Origin of the sequence: Klebsiella sp. K-Nf6 (assembly GCF_002806655.1) — a bacterium.
Taxonomy (GTDB): Bacteria; Pseudomonadota; Gammaproteobacteria; order Enterobacterales; family Enterobacteriaceae; genus Klebsiella; species Klebsiella variicola.
Genome location: NZ_PIBN01000025.1, coordinates 1 through 25,205, shown reverse-complemented (window position 1 = coordinate 25,205; position 25,205 = coordinate 1). Strand labels below are relative to the sequence as shown.

At 62.0% G+C, this 25,205-nt stretch carries 23 protein-coding genes and 1 pseudogene; 13 read left to right on the top strand and 11 right to left on the bottom strand.

Translation table 11 applies throughout. From position 1 onward, the window contains the following. Positions 1 to 202: 202 nt before the first annotated feature. Positions 203 to 541 (bottom strand): osmotically-inducible lipoprotein OsmE, encoded by a 339-nt coding sequence (osmE, locus tag CWM61_RS26830; RefSeq protein WP_008807747.1) that lies wholly within the window; start codon positions 539 to 541, stop codon positions 203 to 205. 282 nt (positions 542 to 823) lie between these two features. Here osmE and nadE point away from each other — a divergent pair, with 282 nt between their 5' ends. Then, the gene (nadE, locus tag CWM61_RS26825) at positions 824 to 1,651 is read left to right on the top strand and encodes an ammonia-dependent NAD(+) synthetase (RefSeq protein WP_100632200.1); all 828 of its coding nucleotides are present in this window, start codon (positions 824 to 826) and stop codon (positions 1,649 to 1,651) included. 98 nt (positions 1,652 to 1,749) lie between these two features. Then, a complete protein-coding gene (gene cho / locus CWM61_RS26820; protein WP_074386143.1) occupies positions 1,750 to 2,613 on the top strand; it encodes an excinuclease Cho in 864 nt (287 codons plus the stop codon). Between the two features lie 88 nt (positions 2,614 to 2,701). Here the strand turns inward: cho and spy are convergent, their stop codons facing one another. The 6 genes from spy to CWM61_RS26790 all read right to left on the bottom strand — a co-directional run bounded on the left by spy (position 2,702) and on the right by CWM61_RS26790 (position 9,554). Then, the gene (gene spy / locus CWM61_RS26815; protein WP_072096650.1) at positions 2,702 to 3,187 is read right to left on the bottom strand and encodes an ATP-independent periplasmic protein-refolding chaperone Spy; all 486 of its coding nucleotides are present in this window, start codon (positions 3,185 to 3,187) and stop codon (positions 2,702 to 2,704) included. Between the two features lie 343 nt (positions 3,188 to 3,530). Beyond that, a complete protein-coding gene (gene astE / locus CWM61_RS26810; protein WP_100632199.1) occupies positions 3,531 to 4,496 on the bottom strand; it encodes a succinylglutamate desuccinylase in 966 nt (321 codons plus the stop codon). Positions 4,497 to 4,505: 9 nt separating this feature from the next. Further along, positions 4,506 to 5,831 carry an N-succinylarginine dihydrolase gene (astB, locus tag CWM61_RS26805; protein ID WP_100632198.1) on the bottom strand — a complete coding sequence of 442 codons (1,326 nt, stop codon included), beginning with the start codon at positions 5,829 to 5,831 and terminating at the stop codon, positions 4,506 to 4,508. Next, entirely contained in the window at positions 5,828 to 7,306 is a 1,479-nt protein-coding gene (gene astD, locus CWM61_RS26800) for a succinylglutamate-semialdehyde dehydrogenase (protein ID WP_100632197.1), read from the bottom strand. The genes astB and astD overlap by 4 nt, the downstream gene beginning before the upstream one ends. Beyond that, positions 7,303 to 8,337 carry an arginine N-succinyltransferase gene (astA, locus tag CWM61_RS26795; RefSeq protein ID WP_100632196.1) on the bottom strand — a complete coding sequence of 345 codons (1,035 nt, stop codon included), beginning with the start codon at positions 8,335 to 8,337 and terminating at the stop codon, positions 7,303 to 7,305. Before astA ends, astD begins: the two co-directional genes overlap by 4 nt. Further along, the gene (locus tag CWM61_RS26790) at positions 8,334 to 9,554 is read right to left on the bottom strand and encodes an aspartate aminotransferase family protein (RefSeq protein WP_008807740.1); all 1,221 of its coding nucleotides are present in this window, start codon (positions 9,552 to 9,554) and stop codon (positions 8,334 to 8,336) included. Before CWM61_RS26790 ends, astA begins: the two co-directional genes overlap by 4 nt. Before the next feature lie 438 nt (positions 9,555 to 9,992). Here CWM61_RS26790 and xthA point away from each other — a divergent pair, with 438 nt between their 5' ends. From xthA to CWM61_RS26750, 8 genes are all read left to right on the top strand, one after another. Further along, positions 9,993 to 10,799, top strand: a complete 807-nt coding sequence (xthA, locus tag CWM61_RS26785; RefSeq protein ID WP_100632195.1) for an exodeoxyribonuclease III — start codon at positions 9,993 to 9,995, stop codon at positions 10,797 to 10,799. Positions 10,800 to 11,012: 213 nt separating this feature from the next. Next, positions 11,013 to 11,669, top strand: coding sequence for a TVP38/TMEM64 family protein (locus tag CWM61_RS26780; RefSeq protein ID WP_100632194.1), 657 nt, complete (start codon positions 11,013 to 11,015; stop codon positions 11,667 to 11,669). Beyond that, positions 11,656 to 12,366, top strand: coding sequence for a TVP38/TMEM64 family protein (locus tag CWM61_RS26775; RefSeq protein WP_100632193.1), 711 nt, complete (start codon positions 11,656 to 11,658; stop codon positions 12,364 to 12,366). The genes CWM61_RS26780 and CWM61_RS26775 overlap by 14 nt, the downstream gene beginning before the upstream one ends. Next, positions 12,363 to 12,923, top strand: coding sequence for a carboxymuconolactone decarboxylase family protein (locus CWM61_RS26770; RefSeq protein ID WP_100632192.1), 561 nt, complete (start codon positions 12,363 to 12,365; stop codon positions 12,921 to 12,923). The genes CWM61_RS26775 and CWM61_RS26770 overlap by 4 nt, the downstream gene beginning before the upstream one ends. Before the next feature lie 2 nt (positions 12,924 to 12,925). Further along, positions 12,926 to 14,104, top strand: a complete 1,179-nt coding sequence (locus CWM61_RS26765) for an ABC transporter substrate-binding protein (protein WP_100632191.1) — start codon at positions 12,926 to 12,928, stop codon at positions 14,102 to 14,104. Next, positions 14,077 to 15,612 (top strand): thiamine ABC transporter permease, encoded by a 1,536-nt coding sequence (locus CWM61_RS26760; RefSeq protein ID WP_100632190.1) that lies wholly within the window; start codon positions 14,077 to 14,079, stop codon positions 15,610 to 15,612. The genes CWM61_RS26765 and CWM61_RS26760 overlap by 28 nt, the downstream gene beginning before the upstream one ends. Further along, positions 15,612 to 16,244 carry an ATP-binding cassette domain-containing protein gene (locus CWM61_RS26755; protein WP_100632189.1) on the top strand — a complete coding sequence of 211 codons (633 nt, stop codon included), beginning with the start codon at positions 15,612 to 15,614 and terminating at the stop codon, positions 16,242 to 16,244. Before CWM61_RS26760 ends, CWM61_RS26755 begins: the two co-directional genes overlap by 1 nt. Before the next feature lie 93 nt (positions 16,245 to 16,337). Next, positions 16,338 to 17,645: a sulfurtransferase gene (locus tag CWM61_RS26750; protein WP_100632188.1), complete on the top strand. Its 1,308-nt coding sequence runs from the start codon at positions 16,338 to 16,340 to the stop codon at positions 17,643 to 17,645. Positions 17,646 to 17,695: 50 nt separating this feature from the next. On the opposite strand, the gene CWM61_RS26745 is transcribed toward CWM61_RS26750, so the two are convergent. Continuing rightward, positions 17,696 to 18,319 carry a CDP-alcohol phosphatidyltransferase family protein gene (locus tag CWM61_RS26745; protein WP_040975813.1) on the bottom strand — a complete coding sequence of 208 codons (624 nt, stop codon included), beginning with the start codon at positions 18,317 to 18,319 and terminating at the stop codon, positions 17,696 to 17,698. 86 nt (positions 18,320 to 18,405) lie between these two features. On the opposite strand from CWM61_RS26745, the gene CWM61_RS26740 reads away from it, so the two are divergent. Next, positions 18,406 to 18,816, top strand: coding sequence for a pyrimidine (deoxy)nucleoside triphosphate diphosphatase (locus tag CWM61_RS26740; protein ID WP_100632204.1), 411 nt, complete (start codon positions 18,406 to 18,408; stop codon positions 18,814 to 18,816). A 182-nt stretch (positions 18,817 to 18,998) separates the two neighbouring features. Then, positions 18,999 to 20,342 (top strand): NADP-specific glutamate dehydrogenase, encoded by a 1,344-nt coding sequence (gene gdhA / locus CWM61_RS26735; protein WP_004176526.1) that lies wholly within the window; start codon positions 18,999 to 19,001, stop codon positions 20,340 to 20,342. Positions 20,343 to 20,502: 160 nt separating this feature from the next. Here gdhA and CWM61_RS29720 read toward each other — a convergent pair. From CWM61_RS29720 to selD, 3 genes and pseudogenes are all read right to left on the bottom strand, one after another. Beyond that, positions 20,503 to 20,619: pseudogene (locus tag CWM61_RS29720) on the bottom strand (NAD(P)H-quinone oxidoreductase); the annotation flags it as partial. A 171-nt stretch (positions 20,620 to 20,790) separates the two neighbouring features. Beyond that, positions 20,791 to 22,737: a DNA topoisomerase III gene (locus CWM61_RS29715; protein WP_074386158.1), complete on the bottom strand. Its 1,947-nt coding sequence runs from the start codon at positions 22,735 to 22,737 to the stop codon at positions 20,791 to 20,793. 4 nt (positions 22,738 to 22,741) lie between these two features. Continuing rightward, positions 22,742 to 23,785, bottom strand: coding sequence for a selenide, water dikinase SelD (gene selD, locus CWM61_RS26720; RefSeq protein ID WP_100632186.1), 1,044 nt, complete (start codon positions 23,783 to 23,785; stop codon positions 22,742 to 22,744). A gap of 225 nt (positions 23,786 to 24,010) precedes the next feature. Between selD and phoC the strand changes: the two genes are divergently transcribed. Next, positions 24,011 to 24,757, top strand: a complete 747-nt coding sequence (phoC, locus tag CWM61_RS26715; RefSeq protein WP_074386160.1) for an acid phosphatase PhoC — start codon at positions 24,011 to 24,013, stop codon at positions 24,755 to 24,757. Positions 24,758 to 25,205: the final 448 nt, after the last annotated feature.

Genomic DNA, 25,205 nt, shown 5'->3' with positions numbered 1-25,205 from the left:
TTCTGTTTATGGGTTGAGTATACGGCAAGCTGAGCCGCCAGGATAATTCGCTGTTGAACAGAATTGTCTCTCATTGACCTCTGGTTTTGACTACCCTCACATTTTCACCCAAATAATTCGCGCAATTAAATAAGCATCAGTACTCACAAAAAAGCCCGACCAGTGGTCGGGCTTACGTAGGGCTCAGTAAACAGTAGGAAGCTTACTTGGCGTTGCGCGGGTCAGTATCATACTCGGCGCAGGTCTGGTAGCCGGAGTTAATCACATGGCCGGTGTCGTCGAGGGCCACAAAGTAGGTCTCTACTTTACCATCCCGTTGACCGAGGATGTAGGTCTGGCAGGTGCCGCGGGCATGAACCATGGTCACTTCCGTTGAAGGTTTGCCAGCGATCTGCATCACCTGCTGACGCGACATCCCTTTCTTCACATCTTTCACCACCGGCTGGGTAAACTGGTCTTTGGTACGATCGTAAGCGGTACAGCCCGCCAGTAAGGTTAACGCGACGGTGACGCCCAGTATTCCTGCTAAGCTTTTGTTCATTTTGGTTCCTCTTTTCTACTGTGTAACGATAAGCCTGGAATAAATAGTGTTATTTTTCAAGCCGAACAGCGAAATCATGTCTGATTGTGTTATTGCGTAAACAGGATTGACGCGCCGCTGCCGACCGGCGGTTTCTCCCGCGTAGTGGCATCTATAATGAAATCCTATGTCATTGATTGCCTTCTTTTCCGGCAGTCAAAACCCCGGTCCTTGTCGTTTCAGCGGCAAAGAGGTAGCTTTAAGCCAACAGCTTGCCAAACAGATTCACTTTCGGAGGGCGCGATGACGCTACAACAAGAGATTATTCAGGCGCTGGGCGCAAAGCCGCAGATTGATGTCGCCGGCGAGATCCGCCGCAGTGTCGATTTCCTGAAGTCCTACCTGCAGACCTACCCGTTTATTAAATCGCTGGTGCTGGGTATCAGCGGCGGCCAGGACTCCACCCTGACGGGGAAACTGTGCCAGATGGCGATTAATGAACTGCGTGCCGAAACGGGCGACAGCAGCCTGCAGTTTATTGCCGTTCGGTTGCCCTATGGCGTGCAGGCGGATGAGCAGGACTGCCAGGACGCCATCGCCTTTATCCAGCCTGACCGGGTGCTGACGGTGAATATCAAAGCCTCGGTACTGGCCAGTGAACAGGCGCTCCGCGAAGCGGGGATCGAACTGAGCGACTTTGTTCGCGGTAACGAAAAAGCCCGTGAGCGGATGAAGGCCCAGTACAGCATCGCCGGAATGACCAAAGGGGTGGTGGTCGGCACCGACCATGCGGCGGAAGCGATTACCGGCTTCTTCACCAAATATGGCGACGGCGGCACCGACATCAACCCAATTTTCCGCCTGAACAAACGTCAGGGCAAACAGCTGCTGGCCCATCTCGGCTGCCCGGAACATCTGTATAAGAAGCTGCCGACCGCCGACCTGGAAGACGATCGCCCCTCCCTGCCAGATGAAGTGGCGCTGGGTGTCACCTACGAGAACATCGACGATTATCTGGAAGGCAAAACGCTGGCCCCCAGTATCGCTAAAACGATCGAAGGCTGGTATCTGAAAACCGAACACAAGCGTCGGCCACCGATCACCGTCTTTGACGATTTCTGGAAAAAATAGTCCCTCCCCGCCCCGGCCCGCGCCGGGGTTATTTTTTGCGCTTTTCGCCGCAAAAACCGCCTGCTATACTGGATAGATAGACAGTATCAGGAGTTATTGTGGCCAGAAAGCAATCTGCCCCGCGTCTGGAGTTTGAAGCGGCGGCGATCTATGAATATCCCGAACATCTTCGCCCGTGGCTGGAGGCACTGCCAAAGCTGCCGGGTGTCTATCAGTTTCACGGCGACAGCGACACAATGCCGCTCTATATCGGTAAGAGCGTCAACCTCCGCAGCCGCGTGTTATCCCACCTGCGCACGCCCGAAGAGGCCGCGATGCTGCGTCAGTCGCGGCGTATCACCTGGCAGCGCACCGCAGGCGAGCTGGGAGCGCTGCTGCTGGAGGCGCGGCTGATTAAAGAGCAGCAGCCGCTGTTTAACAAGCGGCTACGGCGTAACAAGCAGCTCTGCGCCTGGCTACTTGCAGACGACCGGCCGCAGATTGTCTATGCCCGCGAGGTTGATTTCTCGCACCAGCAGCATCTCTATGGCCTGTTCGCCAACCGGCGGGCGGCGCTGCAGATGCTGCAGAGCCTTGCCGACGAACAGCGCCTCTGTTATGGCCTGCTTGGTCTGGAACCGCTCAGCCGCGGCCGCGCCTGCTTTCGCTCCGCGCTGGGCCGCTGCGCCGGCGCCTGCTGTGGAAAGGAGAGCGTGGAGGCGCACAGCGAGCGCCTGCTGGCGCAGATGAGTAAACTGCAGCTGGTGTGCTGGCCGTGGGCGGGGCCAGTGGCGCTGGAGGAGCGCGGCCCGGATATGACGCAGTATCACGTCATTCATAACTGGCTGTGGCTGGGGGCCGTCGACTCGCTCGACCAGGCCGCGGAGTTGACCCGTCTGCCCGCCGGATTCGACCAGGATGGTTACAAGATCCTCTGTAAGCCTTTGCTCAGCGGTCACTATCCGCTGCACCCGCTTGGCTGAGAAACCACCAATAAAAAAACCGCCGGCCCTGCCCAACGCCTGATGGCATTATTGGGCAAGACCGGCGGTCTTGATTCAGTTCGCTAAATTATTCAGCAGGTGCAGGCATTTTACCTGCCGGCGCGTTGCGTTCTGTCAGATGCTTCTCAAAATTAGCATTGAACTGTTTTTTCTGCTCTGGAGTCAGAATGTTGTAGATCTTGTTCTGCGTTTCCAGGCGAGACAGCGCCATCGCTTTATGCTGCGCTTCCATCTTATCGATCTGCGCTTCCGCTTTCGCCTTATCGAAGGTGTCGCTGGCGATCAGCTCGTGCATCGCGCGGCGTTCGTCGAGGGACGGACGCTTCATGTTCTCACGCTGGCTCTTCATGATGTCGCGGATCTGTTGTTTCTGCGCATCGGTCAGGTTCAGGCCTTTAAACATCATGTCATGCTGACCCGGGCCGCCTTTATGATGCATCATCATCGGCTTACTGTCGCTCGGCGCGGTGGTGGTATCGGCGGCGTGTGCCAGGTTAGCCGCGCCCAGAGCCAGAGTAGAGGCAACAAACAGTGCAGTGAGTTTCTTCATCATTCAATCCTTACTTTACGTTATTCTTACGGCGCGTTGCCGTGTTGACGAGATTAACTTTACGACGTTAATCGTCAATTAGTCAGAGCAAGAGTAAAACAATGAAAGTGTAAAAAACAGTTTCTCACCAATTATGGAGAAAATAAGGAATTCTGACGAAGAATTGCAATGAAAAATAAATAACCTTCTGTTTTGCAGAGAAATTATGGAGAGTATAAAAGAGGAAAGATTAAAAACAAAGCATTTTACCAGGAATAATCTGCAAATTTACACTGGGGCACGAAAAAATAAGATGGCGAAAAAAGACGCGCGAAATAAAGCAGGCCGCCCGGCGGACGGCTTGCCCTCAGGATAATTTCTCCAGCATCAGGCCAGCGCGCAGCCCCTTCGCCACCATCGGATTGGGAAACAGGACATACTCCGGCTCAGGCCCCACCACATACCGCGTCTCGCCCTCCTCCGCCAGCAGCGTGCCGGGTTCGAAGGGGGTGAAGTTCAGCGTCTGATCCGCCATATGCAAGCGGAAATCATCGCTATGGCGAGTGATCTGCTGTACCACCCGGTAGCGCAGCGGCGCCGGATCATCGGCAATGGCCAGATCCCCCACCAGCAGCCGGGAAAGCGCTCCTTCGGCGGCGGCAAACTGCGTCAGATCGTTTTCACCCAACGGCAGCGCTTTGCCCAGCTCAAGGGTGCAGGCCAGCGCCGCGAACCGTTCGCAGCTGAAGTGAGTGAAGGTCCCGCCTGGCTGGCGATGAAACACCAGCGCCTCCAGCCCGGCGCCGCCCAGCCAGTGAAGAAAATCCTCCTCCCACGGCGTATCGCGGGCCGGGAGCACGCCGAAGCGCGGATGTAGCGACCCGCGGATCGCGGTATGCAGATCGAGGTGCCAGCGCGGACCATCGTGGTCGCGATAGAAGCGGGCCACCGCCTGCTCCAGCCGCTGCGCCCGCTGCGTCTCCTCACTGAGCGGAAACTGCCGCCAGCGCTCGCCAAACATCCGGTTCATATCACTGTGCAGATAGCGCTTATTCGCCCGCAGCGCCGGTGGGTTGCCAACGATCACCAGCAACCGCCAGCGCAGCGGGAGTGCCTCCCGGACCAGTCGCTGCACCAGGTGGTCGACTATCTCCACCGGCGCCGTTTCGTTGCCATGAATGGCGCAGGAGAGTACCAGCCCGCGCTCGCAGCGCGCATGCGGCGTCAGCTCGAGGATCCCCTCTCCCAACCAGTGCCAGCGAAAGTGCGCCGTCTCGCCGTGAAAATGGTGGGGCAAACGCCCCGCCAGGGTTAATGCCAGAAAGTGTTCCACCGCCCCCCCTTATTGCTGAAATGGATAAACCGAGCCGAGGTGTAAGATCTGGGTCAACCGATCCAGCGCGTCACGCCCTTCCCGCAGCAGTTGCGGGTCGGCGAGGTCGGCCTGGGTGAGACGATCGCGATAGTAGCGATCCACCCAGTCATTGAGGGTGGCGAACAGCGTATCGTTCATCAGGACGTGCGGATTGACCGCCTGATACTCCTCGGCCGTCAACACCACCCGCAGGCGCAGGCACGCCGGACCGCCGCCGTTGGCCATACTCTCGCGCAGATCGAACACCTGTAGCGCGGCGATAGGGTTGTCCCCGGCCAGCAGCTCATTGAGGTATTCCCAGACGCCGGCATGCTCCTGCGCTTCGTGGGGCAGGATCAGCGCCATGCTGCCATCCGCCCGACTCAGCAGCTGGCTGTTGAACAGATAGGTGGCAACCGCCTCTGCCACCGTGACCCGACTGGCGGGGACCACCAGCGGCGTAAAGCCCGGCACCCGCTGCGCCAGCTGCTGGAGAAGCGCGGTCTGGTCGGCAAAGGCCTGCTCATGGCAGAACAGGACCTGACGATTGCTCACCGCGATGACGTCGTTATGGAACACCCCCGTGTCGATCGCCGCCGGATGCTGGCGGGCGAAGATCAGCTGGCGGGGATTGACCTGATTGAGGCGCGCCACCGCCTGGCTGGCCTCAAGGGTTTGCCGTGCCGGATAGCAACGCGGCGCCTCCTCGCTCCCCCGGCGGCGGCCATAGACAAAGAGCTGGACGCCGGGGGCGCCATACTCGCCGCCGAGACGATTATGGTTCGCCGCCCCTTCGTCGCCAAACCAGGCCGAAGCGGGCAGCGCCGGGTGGATGGCAAATCGCGTGCGGTCCGGGAAAATCGCCTGCAACAGCGCCTCTGTGGTCGGTGCTTCGCTGGCGCGGTGGAATTTATCCTGCAGATTCGCCACCGTCAGGTGCACCAGGCCATCCAGCGAATCGGCGGAGGGACAGACCGTCGCCGCGTTCGCCACCCACATCGCCGAGGCCGAACTCACCGCCGACAGCAGGTCCGGATCCTGCTGCGCCGCCCGGGCTACCACCTGCTCATCGCTGCCGCTAAAGCCCAGCTGCCTCAGGAGTGGCACATTGGGCCGCTCCTGAGGCGGGATCACCGCCTGCGGGTAGCCGGCGTCGGCGAGGGCTTTCATTTTTTTCAACCCTTGCTTTGCCGCCAGCTGCGGGTTCGACACCCGGTGGCGGTGCCGGGTGGAGGCCTCGTTGCCAAAGGAGAGCCCGGCGTAGTGATGGGTCAGCCCGGGCAGACCGTCAAAGTTGACTTCGCGGGCGGTCATGATGCCTCCCCGGCCAGAAAGTCGAGCCCCGGGTTCAGGCTGGTGGGCAGCGTCAGGGTCGGCGATTCAAGGCTGGCCATCGGCCAGGCACAATAATCGGCAGCGTACCAGGCCCCCGGACGATGGTTACCGGACGCGCCGGTGCCGCCGAACGGCGCGGTACTCGCCGCCCCGGTCAGCGGTTTGTTCCAGTTGACTATCCCCGCCCGCGCTTCGAGCAGCAGTCGATCAAACTTCTCCCGTTCCGGAGAGATTAACCCGCAGGAGAGCCCGAAGCGGGTGGCGTTGGCTAAGGCAATTGCCTCCTCGAACGTGTCGTAGCGCCAGACGCCAAGCAGCGGGCCAAACACCTCTTCATCTTCGACATTGGCCACGTCGCTCATGTCGACAATCCCCGGCGTCAGCAGCGACGTTCCGGCCTGCAATAAACGTGGCTCCAGCAGAGTGACCGCGCCAGCAGCGACCCGCTGCAGCCAGGCCTGATGCACTTTCTGCGCGGCCTGCGCCGAGATAAGCCCGCCGAGGAACGGCTGCGGCTCGGCGTCCCACGCCGCCGGGATCAGCCGCTGGCACACCGTCACCAGCCGGGAGAGGAAGGCATCGCCCGCCTCTCCGCGTCGGACCAGCAGACGGCGGGCGCAGGTGCAGCGCTGGCCCGCGGTAATAAAGGCGGACTGGATGGTCAGATGCACCGCGGCATCCACGTCCCGCGGATCGTCAACGATCAGCGGATTATTGCCGCCCATCTCCAGCGCGAGGATCTTCTGCGGCTGCCCGGCCAGCTGGCGATGCAGATGAAAGCCGGTGGTTGAGCTGCCGGTAAACAGCAGCCCGTCGATATCCGCCTGACCGCTGAGCGCCTCGCCGGTTTCCCGACCGCCCTGCACCAGGTTGAGCACCCCGGCGGGCAGGCCAGCCTGCTCCCATAGTTTCACCACCGCTTCGCCGCTGCGCGGGGTGAGTTCGCTGGGTTTAAAGACCACGGTATTGCCCGCCAGCAGCGCCGGCACGATGTGCCCGTTAGGCAGATGGCCGGGAAAGTTATAGGGGCCAAACACCGCCAGCACGCCGTGCGGCCGGTGACGCAGCGTGGCGGCGCCGTCGGGCAGATCGCTGTGCTGTTCGCCGGTGCGGACGTGGTAGGCCTTCACCGAGATCGCCACCTTGTTGATCATCGCCGTCACTTCCCCGGCCGCCTCCCAGCGCGGCTTTCCGGTTTCGGCGCCGATCATCGCCGTCAGCTCCGCCTTGCTGGCCTCCAGCAGGGCGGCAAACTTTTCCACGATCGCCTGACGGGTGGCAAACGGTAGCCGCGCCCAGGCCGGGAACGCCTGGCGGGCAGCCGCCACCGCCTCGGCAACCTGCCCGGCATCCGCCGCTTCGCCCTGCCAGACAACCTTCAGGTTAACCGGATCCTGTTTACTGAAACCTGGCCCACGGCCGGGCCGCCACTCGCCGTTAATCCACAGACTCATGCGGTTTTCTCCTCAGGGATCAGGCGCACCATGCGCACCTGGTCGCCGGCATGACACTTCAGCATATCCAGTTCGCGGGCGCTGAGGGTCAGGGTGTCGCCATCCGGGTCAGCATGCACCAGCAGAGCGCGGAACTGGTGATACTGTTCGTTCGCCACCAGGCACAGCGGCCAGTCGCCGGGCGGGGTTTCACCTGCCTCGGTGGACACCAGACGGCTTTTGCGGATCGCCCGCACCCGGTCGATGTCGCACTCCAGAGTCGGGCCGCCGTCGAAAATATCGATGTAGTTCAGGTAGCGGAACCCCTCTTTCTCCAGCACCGTCCGGGCCGGGGCGGTCTGCGGATGAACCTTGCCGATCACCGCCTGCGCCTCAGGGGAAAGGAAATCGATATACAGCGGATGCTTGGGCATCAGGGCGGCAATGAAAGCCTTCTGTCCGGTGCCGCACAGGTAGTCGGCGCGGGAAAACTCCATGGCGAAAAAGCGTTTGCCCAGGCTTTCCCAGAACGGCGAGTAACCCTGCTCATCAATCACCCCGCGCATCTCGGCGACCACCTTCTCATTAAAGCGTTCGCGAAAGGCGGCCATAAATAAGAAGCGCGATTTCGACAGCAGATAGCCATTGCCCTCTTTGCGCCACTGCGGGTCGAGGAACAGGGTACACAGCTCACTGCTGCCGGTATGATCGTTGCTGAGAAACAGCGTCGGCAACGCCTGATAGACGTTGAGCTCCTTCGAGGCATGGACCTGGGTGCCGACCCGGTAGTTATACCAGGGATCGTTGAGCCCCACCGCCACCTCGATCGCGCAGATACCCACCACCGCGCCGCTTTCGCTCTCCTCCAGCACAAAGACATAGCCCTGCTCGCTTTTCGGTAGCTCGCCGCGCCAGGTCTGCTGCGAGCGGGCGATCCGCGCCGCGAGGGTCGCTTCATCCACCGGCAGCGAGGTCAGCCCGCCGCCGGTCTCCGCTGCCAGCTTCAGCAGCCCGGGCAAATCGCCCGGCTCCACCGGTCGAATAACCATCATGATGAGACTCCTGCCACGAAACGCGCACAGGCCCGCTCGACGCGATCCAGCCCGCTGTTCACCTCTTCTTCACTGACGTTCAGCGCCGGCGCAAAACGCACCACATTAGCGCCGGCGATCAGGATCATCACCCCCTCTTCCGCCGCCAGGTTGCTGAGCGTTTTCGCCTTCCCGGCCCAGGCGTCATTCAGCACGCAGCCGAGCAGCAGTCCCAGGCCGCGGATCTCCTTGAACAGGCCATAGCGGGCGTTGATCGCCTGCAGACGTTCACAAAACCACTGGTGGCGCTGTCTGACGCCGGAGAGGACTTCCGGGGTGTTGACGATCGACAGCAGCTCGCCGGCCACCGCCCCGGCCAGTGGGTTACCGCCGTAGGTGGTGCCGTGGGTGCCGACGGTCATCACGCTGGCGCAGGCCTCTGTCGCCAGCAGCGCGCCGATAGGGAAACCGCCGCCCAGCGCTTTGGCGGTGGTCAGCACATCGGGCGTCACGCCGTAGTGCATATAGGCATACAGCTCGCCGGTGCGCCCGACCCCGGTCTGCACTTCATCGAAAATCAGCAGGGCGTTGTGCTGGTCGCAAAGCTGGCGCAGGCCGCGTAAAAACTCGCCGCTGGCCGGCACCACGCCCCCTTCGCCCTGCACCGGCTCGACGATCACCGCGCAGGTTTGGTCATTGATTAAGGCCTTTGCCGACTCGAGATCGTTAAACACCGCATGCTGGATCTGCGGCGGCAGCGGGGCAAAATCCCGGGAGTAGGCCGGCTGACCGCCCGCCGAAACGGTGAACAGCGTCCGCCCGTGGAAGGCGTTCTGGAAAGCGACGATGCCGCTTTTCTCACTGCCAAAGCGATCGTGGGCATATTTACGCGCCAGCTTGAGCGCCGCCTCATTGGCCTCAGCGCCGGAGTTACAGAAGAAGACCCGGTCGGCGAAGGTGGCATCGATAAGCATTTTGGCCAGACGCAGGATCGGCTCATTGGTGTAGCCGTTGCCGGTATGCCAGAATTTGCTGGCCTGGTCAGTCAGGGCTTGCACCAGACGCGGATGGGCGTGCCCCAGCGCGTTCACGGCGATGCCGCCGGCAAAATCGATATACTCTTTGCCCTGCTGATCCCACAGCCGCGACCCGGCGCCCCGCACCGGAATAAACGCCGCTGGCGCGTAGACCGGCATCATCCATTCATCAAAGTGGTTACGCGTAATTGACTGAGACATATCGACCTCTTCCGGTAAATTAAAAGTAGCAATAATGTTAATAAATATGAGTTATTACGCTGTAAATGTAGATTGCACGGTTCGTGCCAGCCAGCGATAAAAATGCATAAACCGGTTGAGATAACGCAGAATCAAGGAGTTACAGCCGAACGCTATTCACATAAAATGCATATTTAGTGAATAAGTATCCGATAAAGGGGGATAAACAGTGATTAAAGAAGATAAGTTATGCAACGGTAAGATATAATTCTGTAATTGTGATCCTCTGCGAAATTTATCGTAGCTATTTGCCCTTTTTTGGCGCGGCATGCCCGTAAAAGGGGCAACCACGGCACGCTCATGCGCAGCGATTGGCAGAATGACGCATCCGGTGGCAGCCAGCCAGGCGAATTTCTGCTACCATCCCTGCACTATTCACCTTGCACAGTGGCAGCGACTATGAAATTCATCTCTTTTAATATCAACGGCCTGCGCGCCCGCCCACACCAACTGGCCGCCATCGTCGAAAAACACCAGCCGGACGTGATTGGCCTGCAGGAAACCAAAGTTCACGACGATATGTTCCCTCTCGAAGAGGTCGCCAAACTCGGCTATAACGTCTTTTATCATGGACAAAAAGGCCATTATGGCGTCGCGCTGCTGACCAAAGACACGCCGATTGCCGTCCGCCGCGGTTTCCCGGACGATGGCGAAGAGGCTCAGCGCCGCATCATCATGGCGGAGATCCCGTCGCCTTTCGGCAACGTCACGGTGATTAACGGTTATTTCCCACAGGGTGAAAGCCGCGATCATGAAACCAAATTCCCGGCCAAAGCGGCGTTCTATCAGAATCTGCAGAACTATCTGGAGACCGAACTCAACAAAGAGAATCCGGTGCTGATCATGGGCGATATGAACATCAGTCCCACCGATCTCGATATCGGTATTGGTGAAGAGAACCGCAAACGCTGGCTGCGTACCGGCAAATGTTCCTTCCTGCCGGAAGAGCGGGAGTGGATGGATCGCCTGCTGGGCTGGGGCCTGGTGGATACCTGGCGTCAGGCTAATCCGGACAATCAGGAGCACTTCTCGTGGTTCGATTACCGCTCCAAAGGCTTCGACGATAACCGCGGGCTGCGCATCGACCTGCTGCTGGCCAGCCAGCCTCTGGCCCAGCGCTGCGTGGAGACCGGAATCGATTATGAGATCCGCGGAATGGAAAAACCGTCCGACCACGCGCCGGTGTGGGCCACCTTCCGGCCATAATTTACGCCCTTCTCTCGCCTCCCGCTGTGCGGGGGGCAGAATTTCCTGAGCAAAATCAACAAAGCGACGGTAAACCATTGTGACGGTCGTCGGAACAGGATACTGTCGCGCGCACTTTTTGATGTCCACTGCGTCCAGACTGTACAGGAGCACCCCTCATGCAAAAGAAGCCGTCATCCGGCCATTGGTAAAGGGCTGGGACTTCTCGCGCTGGTGGCCACGCTGGCCGTTATCAGCCATCGCGTCGGTCTCCACGATCTGCTGACTCACCTTCATCTGCTTCAGGACACCCTGCGCCATCAGGGCGCCTGGGGGTATCTGGTCTATGTCGCGCTGTTTATCATTGCCACCCTGTGTCTGATCCCCGGCAGCCTGCTGGTGATCGCCGGCGGGATGCTCTTCGGCCCGCTGACAGGTTCCCTGCTCTCGTTTGCCGCCGCCACCCTCGCCTCCGCGCTGTCGTTTTTAATCGCCCGCTGGCTTGGGCGTGACCTGCTGCAGCGCTATGTGGGCCATACCGCCGCCTTTCAGGCGATTGAGCGCGGTATCGCCCGCAGCGGCTGCGATTTCCTGATCCTCACCCGCCTGGTGCCGCTCTTTCCCTACAACATTCAGAATTACGCCTACGGCCTGACGGCGATCCCTTTCTGGCCCTTTATCCTGATCTCCGCCGTGACCACCCTGCCAGGTCTGGTCATCTATTCAGTCATGGCCAGCGAACTGGCCCGCGAGGGGGTGACCCTCGCCTTCGCGCTCAAACTGAGCCTCGCCGGCGGGCTGTTGTTTGCCCTGGTGCAGATGGGCAAACGGTTTGCCCGCGCCCGCCGTGTGGCAACGCCCTGCGAGGAGGTTCGCCATGACCCAACCTGATCGCCGTCACCTGCGCCGCGCCCGGCTGGCCCTTGCGGTGGTGGCCGTCGCCGGGCTGGCCGCCTGGTGGTGGTTACCCGGCGGGCGTGCCTTTCTGCAGCAGAGTCTGACGGCGTTAGCGTCGCTGGATCCGCAGCATGTCAGAGGGTTTATCGCCTCCTGGGGGCCGCAGGCCGCGCTGGTCTCATTTGCGCTGATGATCCTCCAGGCGATCGTCGCTCCGCTGCCGGCTTTCCTGATTACCCTGGCGAACGCCGCCCTGTTCGGCGCCTTCTGGGGCGGTGCGCTGTCGTGGTTCAGCGCCATGGTCGGGGCCGGGCTCTGCTTCTGCATCGCCAGAGCGCTGGGGCGCGAAGTGGTGGAAAAACTCACCGGCCGCGCGGTGCTGCGCAGCGTCGACGGCTATTTCACTCGCTTTGGCCCGCAGACGATCCTGGTCTGCCGCCTGCTGCCGTTTGTCCCGTTTGACCCGGTCAGCTATGCCGCCGGACTAACCTCGCTGCGCTTCTGGCCCTTTATGCTGGCCACCGGCGTGGGCCAGCTGCCGGCGACTATCGTCTATTCCTGGGCCGGGAGTCTGCTCACCGGGGGCACCTTCTGGCTGGCCACCGGGCTTTCGCTGCTTTTTGCCCTGGCGGTGGTCATCTCTATCGCCAAAAATATTTACCGTGAACGTCATAAGAGATCGTCGCCATGAGCTTACCCCCGCTGGATTCTGTCCCCCTGATCCTTCGTCCGCAGGCCTGGCTGCACCGCCGGCATTACGGCCAGGTGCTGAGCCCCATTCGCTGGTGGGGACGGATCCCGTGGCTGTTTTACCTGGTTTCGCTGTTCGTGGGCTACATTGAACGCCGCCGCTCGCCGCTGGATCCAGTTCTGCGATCGCTGGTCAGCGCCCGCATCGCCCAGCTGTGCCACTGCGAATTCTGTATCGATATCACCAGCATGACACTCGCTGCGCGGAGCGGGAGCCAGGACAAGCTGCTGGCGGTCGCCGACTGGCACAGCAGTACGCTGTTCAACGACAAAGAGCGTCTGGCGCTGGCCTATGCCGAAGCCGCCACCCAGACGCCCCCGGCAGTGGATGATGCCCTGCGCAGCGCGCTGGCCGCGCACTTTGACGCCCAGGCGCTCACCGAGCTGACCGCCCTGATTGGCCTGCAAAATTTATCAGCGCGGTTCAATGCCGCGATGGCGATCCCGGCCCAGGGGTTGTGTCAGAAGCCCACCTTTTCCTCGCAGAATAAGGAGTAACGATGCGCCGTTTGCGTGATTTCAGCCTCTGTCTGTGCCTGCTGCTACTCTGGCCGCTGGCGGTTAATGCCGACGACAGCTGGCGACAGATCCAGACGGATGCCCGCGGGCAGACCGTCTGGTTTAACGCCTGGGGCGGGGACCCGGCCGTCAACCGCTATCTGGCGTGGGTCAGCGAGGAGGTCAAACGCCACTACGCGATCGACCTGCGTATTGTCCCCATCGCCGACGCCGCCGACGCAGTGAAACGTATCCAGAGCGAGGCGCAGGCTGGCCGTCAGCGGGGCGGATCAATAGATTTGCTGTGGATCAACGGCGAAAACTTTCGCACGCTTAAGCAGGCCAACCTGCTGCTTACCGGCTGGGCAGGAACGCTGCCCAACTGGCGCTACGTCGATCTGCAAAAACCGGTTCGGGAAGATTTTTCTGTCGCCACCGACGGTGCCGAGTCGCCGTGGGGCAGCGCCCAGCTGACGTTTATCGCCCGCCGCGGGCAAACCCCGCAGCCGCCCACCAGCCCGCAGGCGCTGCTGGCCTTCGCCAGAGCCCATCCCGGCAGCGTGACCTACCCGCGGCCGCCGGACTTCACTGGCACCGCCCTGCTGGAGCAACTGTTGATTGCCCTCACCGACCAACCGGCCGCCCTGCGCCAGCCGCCGCAGACGGCGACCTTCGCGACGGTCACGGCCCCGCTGTGGCGCTATCTCGATGAGCTGCACCCGGCTCTGTGGCGGGCAGGCAAGGATTTCCCGGCGTCGCCGGCCCGCATGGATGCCATGCTCAACAATGGCACCCTCCGCTTATCGCTCACGTTTAACCCGCTGCACGCCCGGCAGAAAGCCGCCAGCGGCGAATTACCGACTGACAGCTACAGTTTCGGCTTTACCGCGGGGACCCTCGGCAACGTCCATTTCGTTACCATCCCGGCTAACGCCCGCGCCGTCGCTGGCGCCAAAGTGGTGGCGAATTTCCTGCTCTCGCCTGAAGCGCAGCTGCGCAAGGCCGATGCCGCCGTCTGGGGCGATCCGAGCGTACTGGACCCGCAGCGTCTGCCTGACGGCCAGCGCCAGGCGCTGGCAGCAGCCCTGCCGCAGGATCTGCCGCCGGTGCTCGCCGAGCCGCACGCGGCGTGGGTTGACGCGCTGGAGCAGGAATGGCTGCGTCGCTACGGTACCCACTGATCCTGCTGGCCTGGGGGGCGATGGCGGCGATCTATCTGCCGTTGCTCCCCGCCGCCGGGGAACTGGTGGGCGCTGCGCGCTCCCCGGCCCACTGGCGGGCGCTGTTCGCCGACCCGCAACTGAGCCAGGCGCTGGCCGCCACGCTCGTTTCGACGCTGCTTTCCGTCGGCGGCGCGCTGCTGATCGCCCTGACCGTCGTCGCGGCCCTCTGGCCCTCGGCCCGCTGGCGTCGACTGGCTTCCCGTCTGCCGCTGCTGCTGGCGGTGCCCCATCTTGCCCTGGCGACGGCGGCGCTGCTGCTGTTCGCCGAAGGGGGCTGGATCTGGCAGTGGCTGCCGCTTCTGACGCCGCCGGTTGACCGGTATGGCATCGGACTTGGCCTGACGATGGCCCTGAAAGAGAGTGGCTTTGTGCTGTGGGTGATCTATGGCCTGCTGGGGGAGAAACGCCTCGCCGACCAGGCGACCGCGATGAAGAGCCTCGGCTACGGCCGCTGGCAGTGTCTGCGCTGGCTGGTGCTGCCCGCGCTGCTGCCCGCCCTCGGCATGGTGCTGCTGGCCACCACCGCCTGGAGTCTGTCGGCGGTCGATGTCGCCCTGGTGCTGGGGCCCGGCAATCCGCCCACTCTCGCCGTGCTGGCGTGGCAGTGGTTAAGCCAGGGCGATGACCTGCAGCAGGCCAAAGGGGCGCTGGCCAGCCTGTTACTGATGACGATCCTCGGCGGGCTGGCGCTGGTGGCCTGGGGAGGGTGGCGGATACAGCGCCAGTACCAGCCCAATCTGCGCGGTGTTCGTCACCCTCATCCTCATGCCCTGCCCGGCCGCCTGCTGGCGGCGCTGCTGCCGCTGAGCGGTCTGCTGGGCGCGCTATTGCTGGCGGGGCTGGCGCGCTCAGCGCCACCGCAGATGGATGCCCTCGGCAACAGCCTTGGCCTGGCGCTGGCGGCCTGCGCCCTCGGCGCGGCTGTCTGCCTGCTGTGGCTGGCCTGCGGCCCGACGCGGGGAGATGGCTGGGTCTGGCTGCCGCTGGTCCTGCCGGCCCTGCCGCTGGCCGCTGGCCAGTACCGGCTGGCGCTGTACGCCTGGCTAGACGGCGAATGGTGGACCGTCCTGTGGGGCCATCTGCTGTGGGTGGTGCCATGGATGCTGTTTATTTTGCGCCCGGCCTGGCGCCAGCGCGATCCGCGGATGGCGATTATCGCCCGCACGCTCAGCTGGGGGCCCACGCGTATTTTCTGGCTGCTGACCCTGCCCTCGCTGACCCGCCCGCTGCTGACCGCGCTGGCGGTGGGCTTTTCCGTGAGCATCGCGCAGTATCTGCCGACGCTATGGCTGGGGGCTGGCCGAATTCCGACGCTCACCAGCCAGGCGGTGGCGCTCAGCAGCGGTGGCGAGGCGCAGACGCTCGCCGCCCAGGCGCTATGGCAATTACTGCTGCCGGCGGTATGCTTTACGCTGACGGCCCTGCTGGCCTGGCTGGCGGGCCGCTATCGACGAGGACTTCGCTAGTGCTAACCGTAAACCATCTGACCCTGAGTGTGAGACGCCAGCCGCTGCTGCGGGAGGTCGCCTTTTCGGTAGCCCCGGGTGAGGTGCTGACGCTGATGGGCCCTTCCGGCAGCGGAAAATCGACGCTGTTTGCCTGGATGATTGGCGCCCTGGCCGGCGATTTCCGCGCCGAGGGCGAGCTATGGCTCAATGGACGTCGCTGCGATACGCTGCCGACGGAGCATCGACGCATCGGCATCCTGTTTCAGGACCCGTTACTGTTCGACCATTTCAGCGTCGGGCAAAATTTACAGCTGGCGCTGCCGGAGAGTGTGCGCGGCGAGGCGCGAAAAGCCGCAGTGGAGCAAGCGCTCACCCGCGCCGGGCTGCATGGCTTCGCCCCACGCGACCCGGCCACGCTCTCCGGCGGGCAGCGGGCGCGGGTGAGCCTGCTGCGCGCCCTGCTGGCGCGCCCCGAGGCGCTGCTGCTCGATGAACCCTTCAGCCGTCTGGATGCCACCCTGCGCGCCGCGTTCCGCCGCTGGGTTTTTGAGGAACTGGCCCGCCAGGCCATTCCGGCGATCCTCGTGACCCACGATCGCGAGGACGGTCCGCCGGCGGGACGCTGCCTGGCGATGGAGACCTGGCAATGAAGAGCAATAGCGTGCAAACCTGCGTTACCGCAAAGAAATCGGCGCCTGGCGAGCGGAGAATACGCCCTCCACTTTTTACCGTCGGGCATTTCGATGAAACGTGTTTCTCAATTGACCGCACTCGCCCTGCTCATGGGGCTTGCTGCTTCCACCACCTGCGCCGCTGAAACCATGCCAGCGCTCACTCTCTCCCACCTGCAACAGCAGCACGGCGTGGCCATCGACACTCGGCTGAGCGCTTATTACAACGGCTGGCCGCAGCGCGCCAACGGCCCCGAAGGTCATGAGCCGCAGGCCCTGAATCTTTCCGCCCGCTGGCTCGGCGCCATGAGCGACGAGCAGCTCCGCGCCTGGGCTAAGCAGCACCAGCTCCAGCCGGATACCCCCGTCGCGCTGTACGGCAATCCGGAGGATAACGCCAGAGTGGCGGCACGGCTGAAACAAGCGGGCTTCACCCGGCTCAGCACGCTGAGCGATGCCCTGAGTCAGACCGACCGCCTGCAAAAGCTGCCGCACTTTGAACAGCTGGTCTACCCGCAGTGGCTGCACGACCTGCAGCAGGGAAAAAGCGTAGCCGCCGCCCCGGCCGGCGACTGGAAAGTGTTTGAAGCCGCGTGGGGAGCGCCGAAACTCTATCTGCTGAGCCATATCCCTGGCGCGGGCTATATCGATACCAATGAGGTGGAAAGCGAGCCGCTGTGGAATAAAGTGTCCGACGCACAGCTGAAGGCGATGCTGGCGAAGCACGGCATCCGGCATGACACCACAGTGATCCTCTACGGTCGCGACGTCTACGCCGCAGCGCGGGTGGCGCAGATCATGCTGTATGCCGGGGTCAAAGACGTGCGCCTGCTTGACGGCGGCTGGCAGACCTGGTCCGACGCCGGGCTGCCGGTCGAGCGCGGCATGCCGCCGACGCAGCAACCGGCGCAGGACTTCGGCGCGCCGATCCCCGGCCAGCCGCAGCTGATGCTGGATACCGAACAAGCCCGCGGGCTGCTGCATCGTCAGGACGCCTCGCTGGTCAGCGTCCGCTCGTGGCCGGAGTTTATCGGCACCACCAGCGGCTACAGCTATATCAAGCCGAAGGGTGACATCGCTGGCGCCCGCTGGGGCCACGCCGGGAGCGACTCCACGCATATGGAAGACTTCCATAACCCGGACGGCACCATGCGCAGCGCTGACGATATCGCTACCCTGTGGCGCCAGTGGAACATTCTGCCGAGCCAGCAAGTGGCGTTCTATTGCGGGACCGGCTGGCGGGCCTCGGAAACCTTTATGTATGCCCGCGTCATGGGCTGGCCGCACATCGCGGTGTACGACGGCGGCTGGTACGAATGGAGCAGCAACCCGCACAATCCGGTCGCCCACGGAGAACGTGGCCCGGAAAGCAGTCAGTAACTCGTCCCGCCTCAGCGCGTCGCCCTTTGTCGGCGACGCGCGATACCCGTTTACGCTGTGGTCGTTACCCGCTTTAAGGTCTGGTAGCCACTGCAGATACGCGTCGCCGTCGTCAGCCAGCACAGCGCGCCAAACAGCCACGCCAGCCAGGCGAAATGCGCCGGAAACAGGCAGCCGAGGACAAACAACAGGATGGTCTCCGTCCCCTCCGTCAGGCCTCCAAGATAGTACAGCGATTTATGGGCGTAGCCGGGATTGGCGATCTGATGCCTGGCCGCCAGCGCGGCAAAGGCGAGAAAGCTGCTGCCGGTGCCGATAAAGGCAAACAGCAGCCAGGCCCCCGCCAGGGCATTGTTCAGCGGATCTGCCAGAATAAAGCCGAACGGCACCAGGGCGTAGAAGAGAAAATCCAGTGCGATATCGAGAAAGCCCCCCGCGTCCGTGAGCCCGCGCCGCCGCGCCAGAGCGCCGTCCAGACCATCCAGCAGGCGGTTGAGGAGAATAGCGACCAGCGCCGCGCTATACCACCCCAGCGCCAGAAAGGGCAGCGCCAGCACACCGATGGCAAAACCGAGCAGCGTCAGCCCGTCCGGTGAAATACCCGGGCGGTCAAGCGCGCCGGCGACAGCGTTAAGCAGGGGTTTGAGGCGCGGATGCAGGTGGCTATCAAGCACGGAGGTCTCCAGCAGGGTTGGCGGTTGTCAGTCAAGGTCTGTGGCGGTGATAATAGGCCAGATTCGTCCTATTAACGTTGATGCTTATGCTAAAAATGATTGATGTTGTCGCGGCCATTATTGAACAGGATGGCAAGATTTTGCTGGCGCAGCGTCCACCCCACGCCGACCAGCCGGGGATGTGGGAGTTCGCTGGCGGCAAAGTCGAGCCTGGTGAAAGCCAGCCGCAGGCGCTGGCCCGCGAGCTACAGGAGGAGATGGGTATCATCGCCCACCCGGCATGCTATATCGCCAGCCATCAGCGGGAAGTCTCCGGCCGCCAGATCCATTTGCACGCCTGGTGGGTACCGCACTTTCAGGGCATACCGCAGGCCCACTATCATAGTCAGCTGCGCTGGTGCCTTTCCACAGAAGCGCTGGCCCTCGATCTCGCCCCGGCCGATATCCCTCTACTGCACGCCTTTATTTCCCAGCGTCCCTCCCTTTCCGTCCGCTGATCCGCCCGCCGCCTCGTCATCGCTTTTAGTTATGACTGGCGGCCAATTATAAATTTTGTTGTCGGCTTAATTTTTCCTTGCTTGCCTAAGGATTAGCGGTGTTATAGTCGGAAAATCGGTTTTTTCAAGGACCGAATCATAATAAATACATGCAACCACAACCATAAGGGGACCTTATATCTATGGATCAGACGTGCACTCTGGAAGGCTTTCTCACCCGCGTTCAACAGCGCGATCCTCATCAAACCGAATTTGCTCAAGCCGTCCGGGAGGTGATGACCACCCTGTGGCCTTTCCTTGAGGAAAATCCGCGCTATCGTCAGCTTGCTTTGCTGGAACGTCTGGTGGAACCGGAGCGCGTGATCCAGTTCCGCGTAGTGTGGGTGGATGACCGCAATCAGGTCCAGGTCAACCGCGCGTGGCGCGTGCAGTTCAACTCGGCCATCGGCCCGTATAAAGGCGGGATGCGTTTCCACCCGTCGGTTAACCTGTCGATTCTCAAGTTCCTTGGCTTCGAGCAGACCTTCAAAAACGCCCTGACCACCCTGCCGATGGGCGGCGGAAAAGGCGGCAGCGATTTCGATCCCAAAGGCAAGAGCGATGGCGAAGTGATGCGCTTCTGCCAGGCGCTGATGACCGAGCTCTATCGCCACCTTGGCCCGGATACCGACGTACCGGCGGGCGATATCGGCGTCGGCGGCCGCGAAGTCGGCTTTATGGCCGGGATGATGCGCAAGCTCTCCAACAACAGCGCCTGCGTCTTCACCGGTAAAGGCCTCTCCTTTGGCGGCAGCCTGATCCGTCCGGAAGCCACCGGTTACGGTCTGATCTACTTCACCGAAGCGATGCTCAAACGTCACGGCCTCGGCTTTGAAGGCGCTCGCGTGGCGGTTTCCGGCTCCGGCAACGTCGCGCAATACGCCATTGAGAAAGCGATGGAGCTTGGCGCGCGGGTGGTCACGGCCTCCGACTCCAACGGCACCGTCGTTGACGAAGCGGGCTTCACCAAAGAAAAACTGGCCCGCCTGATCGACATTAAAGAGCGTGCCCATGGCCGCGTGGCCGACTACGCCCGCGAATTTGGCCTCACCTATCTTGAAGGCCAGCAGCCGTGGTCAGTGCCGGTGGATATCGCCCTGCCTTGCGCGACCCAGAATGAACTGGACGTCGATGCCGCCCGCCAGCTGATTGCCAATGGCGTCAAGGCCGTGGCGGAAGGCGCCAACATGCCGACCACCATCGCCGCAACCGACCTGTTCCTGGAAGCTGGCGTGCTGTTTGCCCCGGGCAAAGCGGCCAACGCCGGCGGCGTGGCGACTTCCGGTCTGGAGATGGCGCAGAACGCCGCGCGCATGGGCTGGAAAGCGGAAAAAGTGGATGCCCGTCTGCATCACATCATGCTGGATATCCACCACGCTTGCGTGCAGTACGGCGGCGAAGCGAAGCAGACCAACTACGTGCGCGGCGCGAATATCGCCGGTTTCGTGAAAGTCGCGGATGCCATGCTGGCCCAGGGCGTGATTTAACCTCCCCTGACTCCATCCCGGCGGCTGCCCGCCGGGATGCGTCTCACGACGTCATCGTGATCACCACTTTCCCCAGATGCTGACCACTGTCCAGACAGGCATGGGCCTCGGCAACCTCCTGTTTCTCCGCCGCCGTCCGGCCGCGCATGGTTGAGCCGGTGACGCCGGCGGCTTTCACCGCAATGAGCACCTCATTCTCCCCAATAGCAGGGATTTCTCCTTCGCGGATCTGCAATACCTCCGGGCCGCCCGGTTGGCTAATAGCGATATATTTCACGGGTCCTCCTTATCGCCGGTGAGAGAAATGAGCAATGATATCGGGAAGCGCGAAGGCGCATTCAGGGGGGAAAGTCGTCAAGCCCTGCCCGGCTGTTTAGTGTAGACCATTGACCTGGCTGGCGGAGAAGCGGTGGCCGCGGGGATTCACATCCTCGCGACCACCGGCGGGTTACTGCGGCGGCGGCGCAGCATCGTCTGCTGCTTTTTTCCCTTTCGGCTTGCCTTTACCTTTAGTGAACGATTTTTTCGCCCCGGCTGGCGCGGCCAGGCCGCGGAACTGACGCACTGGCGTGCTCCGCGCCTGATCGATCAGCTGGAACAGCGTCCCCACCAGCGGCTGCATAAAGTCCTGATAGCGGCACTGCTTTTCGCTGATCTGCGTCAGGACCGATTCCCAGTGGGCGGTCATATCCGGGCGCGCGGCCATCTCCGGCAGGGAGTGAATCAGCGCCCGGCCAGCATCCGATGAGTGGATATAACGCCCCTTTTTGGTCAGGAAACCGCGCTTAAACAGTAGCTCGATAATCCCGGCGCGGGTCGCTTCTGTGCCGAGACCGTCGGTGGCGCGGAGGATCTTCTTCAGATCTTTATCCTGTACGAAACGGGCAATCCCGGTCATCGCCGACAGCAGCGTGGCATCGGTAAAGTGGCGCGGCGGCTGCGTCTGACGCTCCACCACTTCGCCCTTCTCGCACAGCAGTTCATCGTCTTTGGCCACCACCGGCAGCGGCGTGCCGTCGTTCTCTTCATCGCGCTCTTTGCTGCCCAGCAGCGTCCGCCAGCCAGCCTCTGCCAGAAAACGCGCCTTGGCGACAAACTTACCGTTGGCGATCTCGAGGTCAATCTGGCATTTGCGGAACACCGCGTCCGGGCAGAACTGCATCAGATACTGCCGGGCGATCAGGTGGTAAACCTTCGCTTCGTTATCGGTGAGCTTGACCTGGCTGCTGCGGGCGGTCGGGATAATCGCATGGTGCGCATCGACCTTTTTATCATCCCAGCAGCGGTTGCGGATCTCCGGATCCATCACTGGCTGCGGCAGCAGGTCCGCCGCATGGACAGCAATCGCATTCAGCACCGCATGGCGGCCGGCGAAGTGCTCTTCCGGCAGGTAGCGGCTGTCCGAACGCGGGTAGGTAATGAGCTTATGGGTTTCGTACAGCTTCTGGCAGATATCCAGCACGTTCTGCGCGCTGAAGCCGAAACGTTTGGCCGCCTCAATCTGCAGCGCCGACAGCGAGAACGGCAGCGGTGCGGGTTCGGAATCGCGCTTATCGTTATAGGCGGTCACCAGCGCCGGCTGGCCTTCGATACGTTTAACCACGTGCTCGGCCAGCGGACGATGCAGCAGACGCCCTTCTTCATCCTGGTAAGGTTCGCAGGCTTCGCTCGGCACCCAGGTGGCGACAAAGCGCTCTTCCTGCGGCGTGACGATATGCGCCTTCACGTCGAAGAAATCTTTGGCGACGAAGTTTTCAATCTCTTCATCGCGGCGTACCACCAGGCCAAGTACCGGGGTCTGCACCCGCCCTACGGAGAGCACCCCCTGATAGCCGGCGTTACGCCCCAGCAGGGTGTAGGCCCGGGTCATATTGATGCCGTACAGCCAGTCGGCGCGCGCCCGCGCCAGCGCCGACACGCAGAGCGGCACGAACTCGCTGTTGGCGCGCAGGCGGTTGATCGCCCGCTCCACCGCCTGCGGATTGAGATCGTTAATCAGACAGCGCTGCACCTGCTGACGCTTCTCCGGCGCCAGCTGCAGGTAATCGAGCACTTCGTCTACCAGCAACTGCCCTTCTCTGTCCGGGTCGCCGGCATGGATAACTTGCTCGGCGTCGCCGAGCAAGCGCTTGATCACATTGAGCTGTTTGGTGACCGAGGGTTTGGGCTGTAGCTGCCATTTCTCCGGCACAATCGGCAGGTCGGTGAGATTCCAGCGGGCATAGCGGCTGTCATAGACGTCCGGCTGCGCCTGTTCCAGCAGGTGGCCGATACACCAGGTGACCACCTGCCCGTTGCCGCACTCAATATAGCCATCGCCTTTGCGGTGCGGTTTAGGCAACACATCGGCGATCGCCCGACCGAGACTCGGTTTTTCTGCAATAAACAACCGCATCGAATCAACGGATCTCGATCATGGCTCGTCCGCCACGGGCGGTGACCAGCTCGCCGATGGCGGCCAGCTTAATGCCGAACTCCGCCGCGGCCGCCTGTACTTCCGCCTCCGCTTCCGGGGTTACCGCCAGCAGCAGGCCGCCAGAGGTCTGCGGATCGCACAGCAGGTCACGCCACTCCGCCGGCATCTCACCCATCAGATGGCCGTAGCTGGCAAAGTTGCGCCCGGTGCCGCCCGGCACTGCACCGGCGGCGATATAGGCTTCCACCCCCGGCAGTTTCGGGATATCGGCATAGCGCAGCTGCGCCTGCACGCCGGCCCCGCGGCACACCTCGCTGAGATGGCCAAGCAGACCAAAGCCGGTAACGTCGGTCATCGCCTTCACCCCGTCGATGGCGGCAAACGCAGCGCCGGCGAGGTTCATCTGGCACATGGTCTCCGTCGCCAGTCCCTGATGCTCTGGCTTGAGCAGCGATTTTTTCTCCGCAGTGGTCAGTACGCCAATGCCCAGCGGTTTAGTGAGATACAGTTTGCAGCCCGCCTGCGCGGTGCTGTTTTTCTTGATGCGCTCGGTGGGCACCACGCCGGTGACCGCCAGACCGAAGATCGGTTCCGGAGCGTCAATGGAGTGGCCACCCGCCAGTGCGATCCCGGCCTGCTGGCAGGCAAAGCGCCCGCCTTCCACCACTTCACGGGCAATTTCCGGCGCCAGGGTGTTGATCGGCCAGCCGAGAATAGCAATCGCCATAATCGGTTTCCCACCCATGGCGAAAATATCACTGATGGCGTTGGTGGCAGCGATGCGGCCAAAGTCGAACGGATTATCGACAATCGGCATAAAGAAATCGGTGGTGCTGACGATTGACGTGCCGTTACCAAGATCATAGACGGCAGCATCATCGCTGGTTTCGTTGCCGACAAGCAGGTTCGGGTCGACAAACTTCGCCTGCTCGCTATGCAGGATGGTTTCCAGCACCTTCGGGGAAATTTTACAACCACAACCGGCTCCGTGGCTGTATTGCGTTAAACGAATGGCTTGCTCGCTCATGGACATCTCCTGTCATTGCAATCCCGCTATGTTAGCGCCCAAACGTCAGGGTGGTAAGTACGACAGTCTGAAATCGCGTATGGTTGCTCATTAAGCAGACAAAAAGCCGTTTTTGCGAGATGCGACAATTTTTTCCCGACCATTTTCACTTTTACTTAAAGATGACAGAAATGTGACAACACAGCGCTGTCTTCTCTGGACTGATTATGACGTAAGGAAATTCTAATGAAAAAGCGTGTTCTTGCCCTTTGCCTGGCCAGTTTCTTCTCCGTTAGCGCCTTTGCTCTGGTTCCCCCCGGGAACGATGTCACCACCAAGCCCGATCTCTACTATCTGACCAACGCCCAGGCCATCGACAGCCTGGCGCTGTTGCCGCCGCCACCGGCGGTGGGCAGTATCGCGTTCTTAAACGATCAGGCGATGTATGAGCAGGGGCGTCTGCTGCGCAATACCGAGCGCGGGAAGCTGGCGGCAGAGGATGCCAACCTCAGCGCGGGCGGCGTGGCTAACGCCTTCTCCAGCGCCTTTGGCTCCCCAATCACCGAGAAAGACGCGCCTCAGCTCCACAAACTGCTGACCAATATGATTGAAGACGCCGGCGATCTGGCGACCCGCGGGGCGAAAGAGAAATACATGCGCATTCGTCCGTTTGCGTTCTATGGCGTCTCCACCTGCAACACCACCGAGCAGGACAAGCTGTCGAAAAACGGCTCTTACCCGTCCGGGCATACCTCTATCGGCTGGGCCACCGCCCTGGTGCTGGCGGAGATCAACCCGCAACGGCAAAACGAAATTTTGAAGCGCGGCTATGAGCTCGGCGAGAGCCGGGTGATCTGCGGCTATCACTGGCAGAGCGATGTCGATGCGGCGCGCATCGTCGGCTCCGCAGTGGTCGCTACGCTGCACACCAACCCGGCCTTCCAGCAGCAGTTGCAGAAAGCCAAAGACGAATTCGCCAAAACGCAGAAGTAACGTCATCGCCGTTGAACTCCCGGAGGCGGCGCCTGGCGCGCCTTGTCCGGGCTACAAAAACCGCGATTGATTCGAATGGTAGGGGTTGTAGGCCGGGTCAGGCGCAAGCCGCCACCCGGCATAGATGCGGCTCCAAGCCTGATGCCATCGCCCGGCGGCGCTGCGCTTGCGCGGCCAGCCGGACGGTTCCCTCTCCCTCCGGGAGAGGGCCAGGGTGAGGGGAAGCACTGCAGTGTGGTTGTTTATGTTATCTGTGGCTTCAGCGTAGTTTGCGCTCCCGGTTAATCGTCTGCGTTATGTCACTCATGGCGCCGGGAGCGCACAGGGGGCGGCCAGTCGCCGCCGCCCCCTGTACCCCCGGGCTCCGGCCAGCAAAATCGCCGCTGCGCGGTCCCTTCGACTTATCCCTGCAGGCTTCGGGTCGGGCCGAGGCAGCGTCCGTGCAAAA

Bases quoted from the DNA above. Each gene is read 5' to 3' on its own strand.
- astB (WP_100632198.1), bottom strand. From the start codon at position 5,831: ATGACCGCCCGCGAAGTCAACTTTGACGGTCTGCCCGGGCTGACCCAT.
- spy (WP_072096650.1), bottom strand. From the start codon at position 3,187: ATGATGAAGAAACTCACTGCACTGTTTGTTGCCTCTACTCTGGCTCTG.
- nadE (WP_100632200.1), top strand. From the start codon at position 824: ATGACGCTACAACAAGAGATTATTCAGGCGCTGGGCGCAAAGCCGCAG.
- phoC (WP_074386160.1), top strand. From the start codon at position 24,011: ATGAAAAAGCGTGTTCTTGCCCTTTGCCTGGCCAGTTTCTTCTCCGTT.
- CWM61_RS26750 (WP_100632188.1), top strand. From the start codon at position 16,338: ATGAAACGTGTTTCTCAATTGACCGCACTCGCCCTGCTCATGGGGCTT.
- astA (WP_100632196.1), bottom strand. From the start codon at position 8,337: ATGATGGTTATTCGACCGGTGGAGCCGGGCGATTTGCCCGGGCTGCTG.
- CWM61_RS26770 (WP_100632192.1), top strand. From the start codon at position 12,363: ATGAGCTTACCCCCGCTGGATTCTGTCCCCCTGATCCTTCGTCCGCAG.
- CWM61_RS26775 (WP_100632193.1), top strand. From the start codon at position 11,656: ATGACCCAACCTGATCGCCGTCACCTGCGCCGCGCCCGGCTGGCCCTT.
- CWM61_RS26765 (WP_100632191.1), top strand. From the start codon at position 12,926: ATGCGCCGTTTGCGTGATTTCAGCCTCTGTCTGTGCCTGCTGCTACTC.
- CWM61_RS26740 (WP_100632204.1), top strand. From the start codon at position 18,406: ATGCTAAAAATGATTGATGTTGTCGCGGCCATTATTGAACAGGATGGC.
- xthA (WP_100632195.1), top strand. From the start codon at position 9,993: ATGAAATTCATCTCTTTTAATATCAACGGCCTGCGCGCCCGCCCACAC.
- astD (WP_100632197.1), bottom strand. From the start codon at position 7,306: ATGAGTCTGTGGATTAACGGCGAGTGGCGGCCCGGCCGTGGGCCAGGT.
- CWM61_RS26760 (WP_100632190.1), top strand. From the start codon at position 14,077: ATGGCTGCGTCGCTACGGTACCCACTGATCCTGCTGGCCTGGGGGGCG.
- CWM61_RS29715 (WP_074386158.1), bottom strand. From the start codon at position 22,737: ATGCGGTTGTTTATTGCAGAAAAACCGAGTCTCGGTCGGGCGATCGCC.
- selD (WP_100632186.1), bottom strand. From the start codon at position 23,785: ATGAGCGAGCAAGCCATTCGTTTAACGCAATACAGCCACGGAGCCGGT.
- CWM61_RS26790 (WP_008807740.1), bottom strand. From the start codon at position 9,554: ATGTCTCAGTCAATTACGCGTAACCACTTTGATGAATGGATGATGCCG.
- osmE (WP_008807747.1), bottom strand. From the start codon at position 541: ATGAACAAAAGCTTAGCAGGAATACTGGGCGTCACCGTCGCGTTAACC.
- gdhA (WP_004176526.1), top strand. From the start codon at position 18,999: ATGGATCAGACGTGCACTCTGGAAGGCTTTCTCACCCGCGTTCAACAG.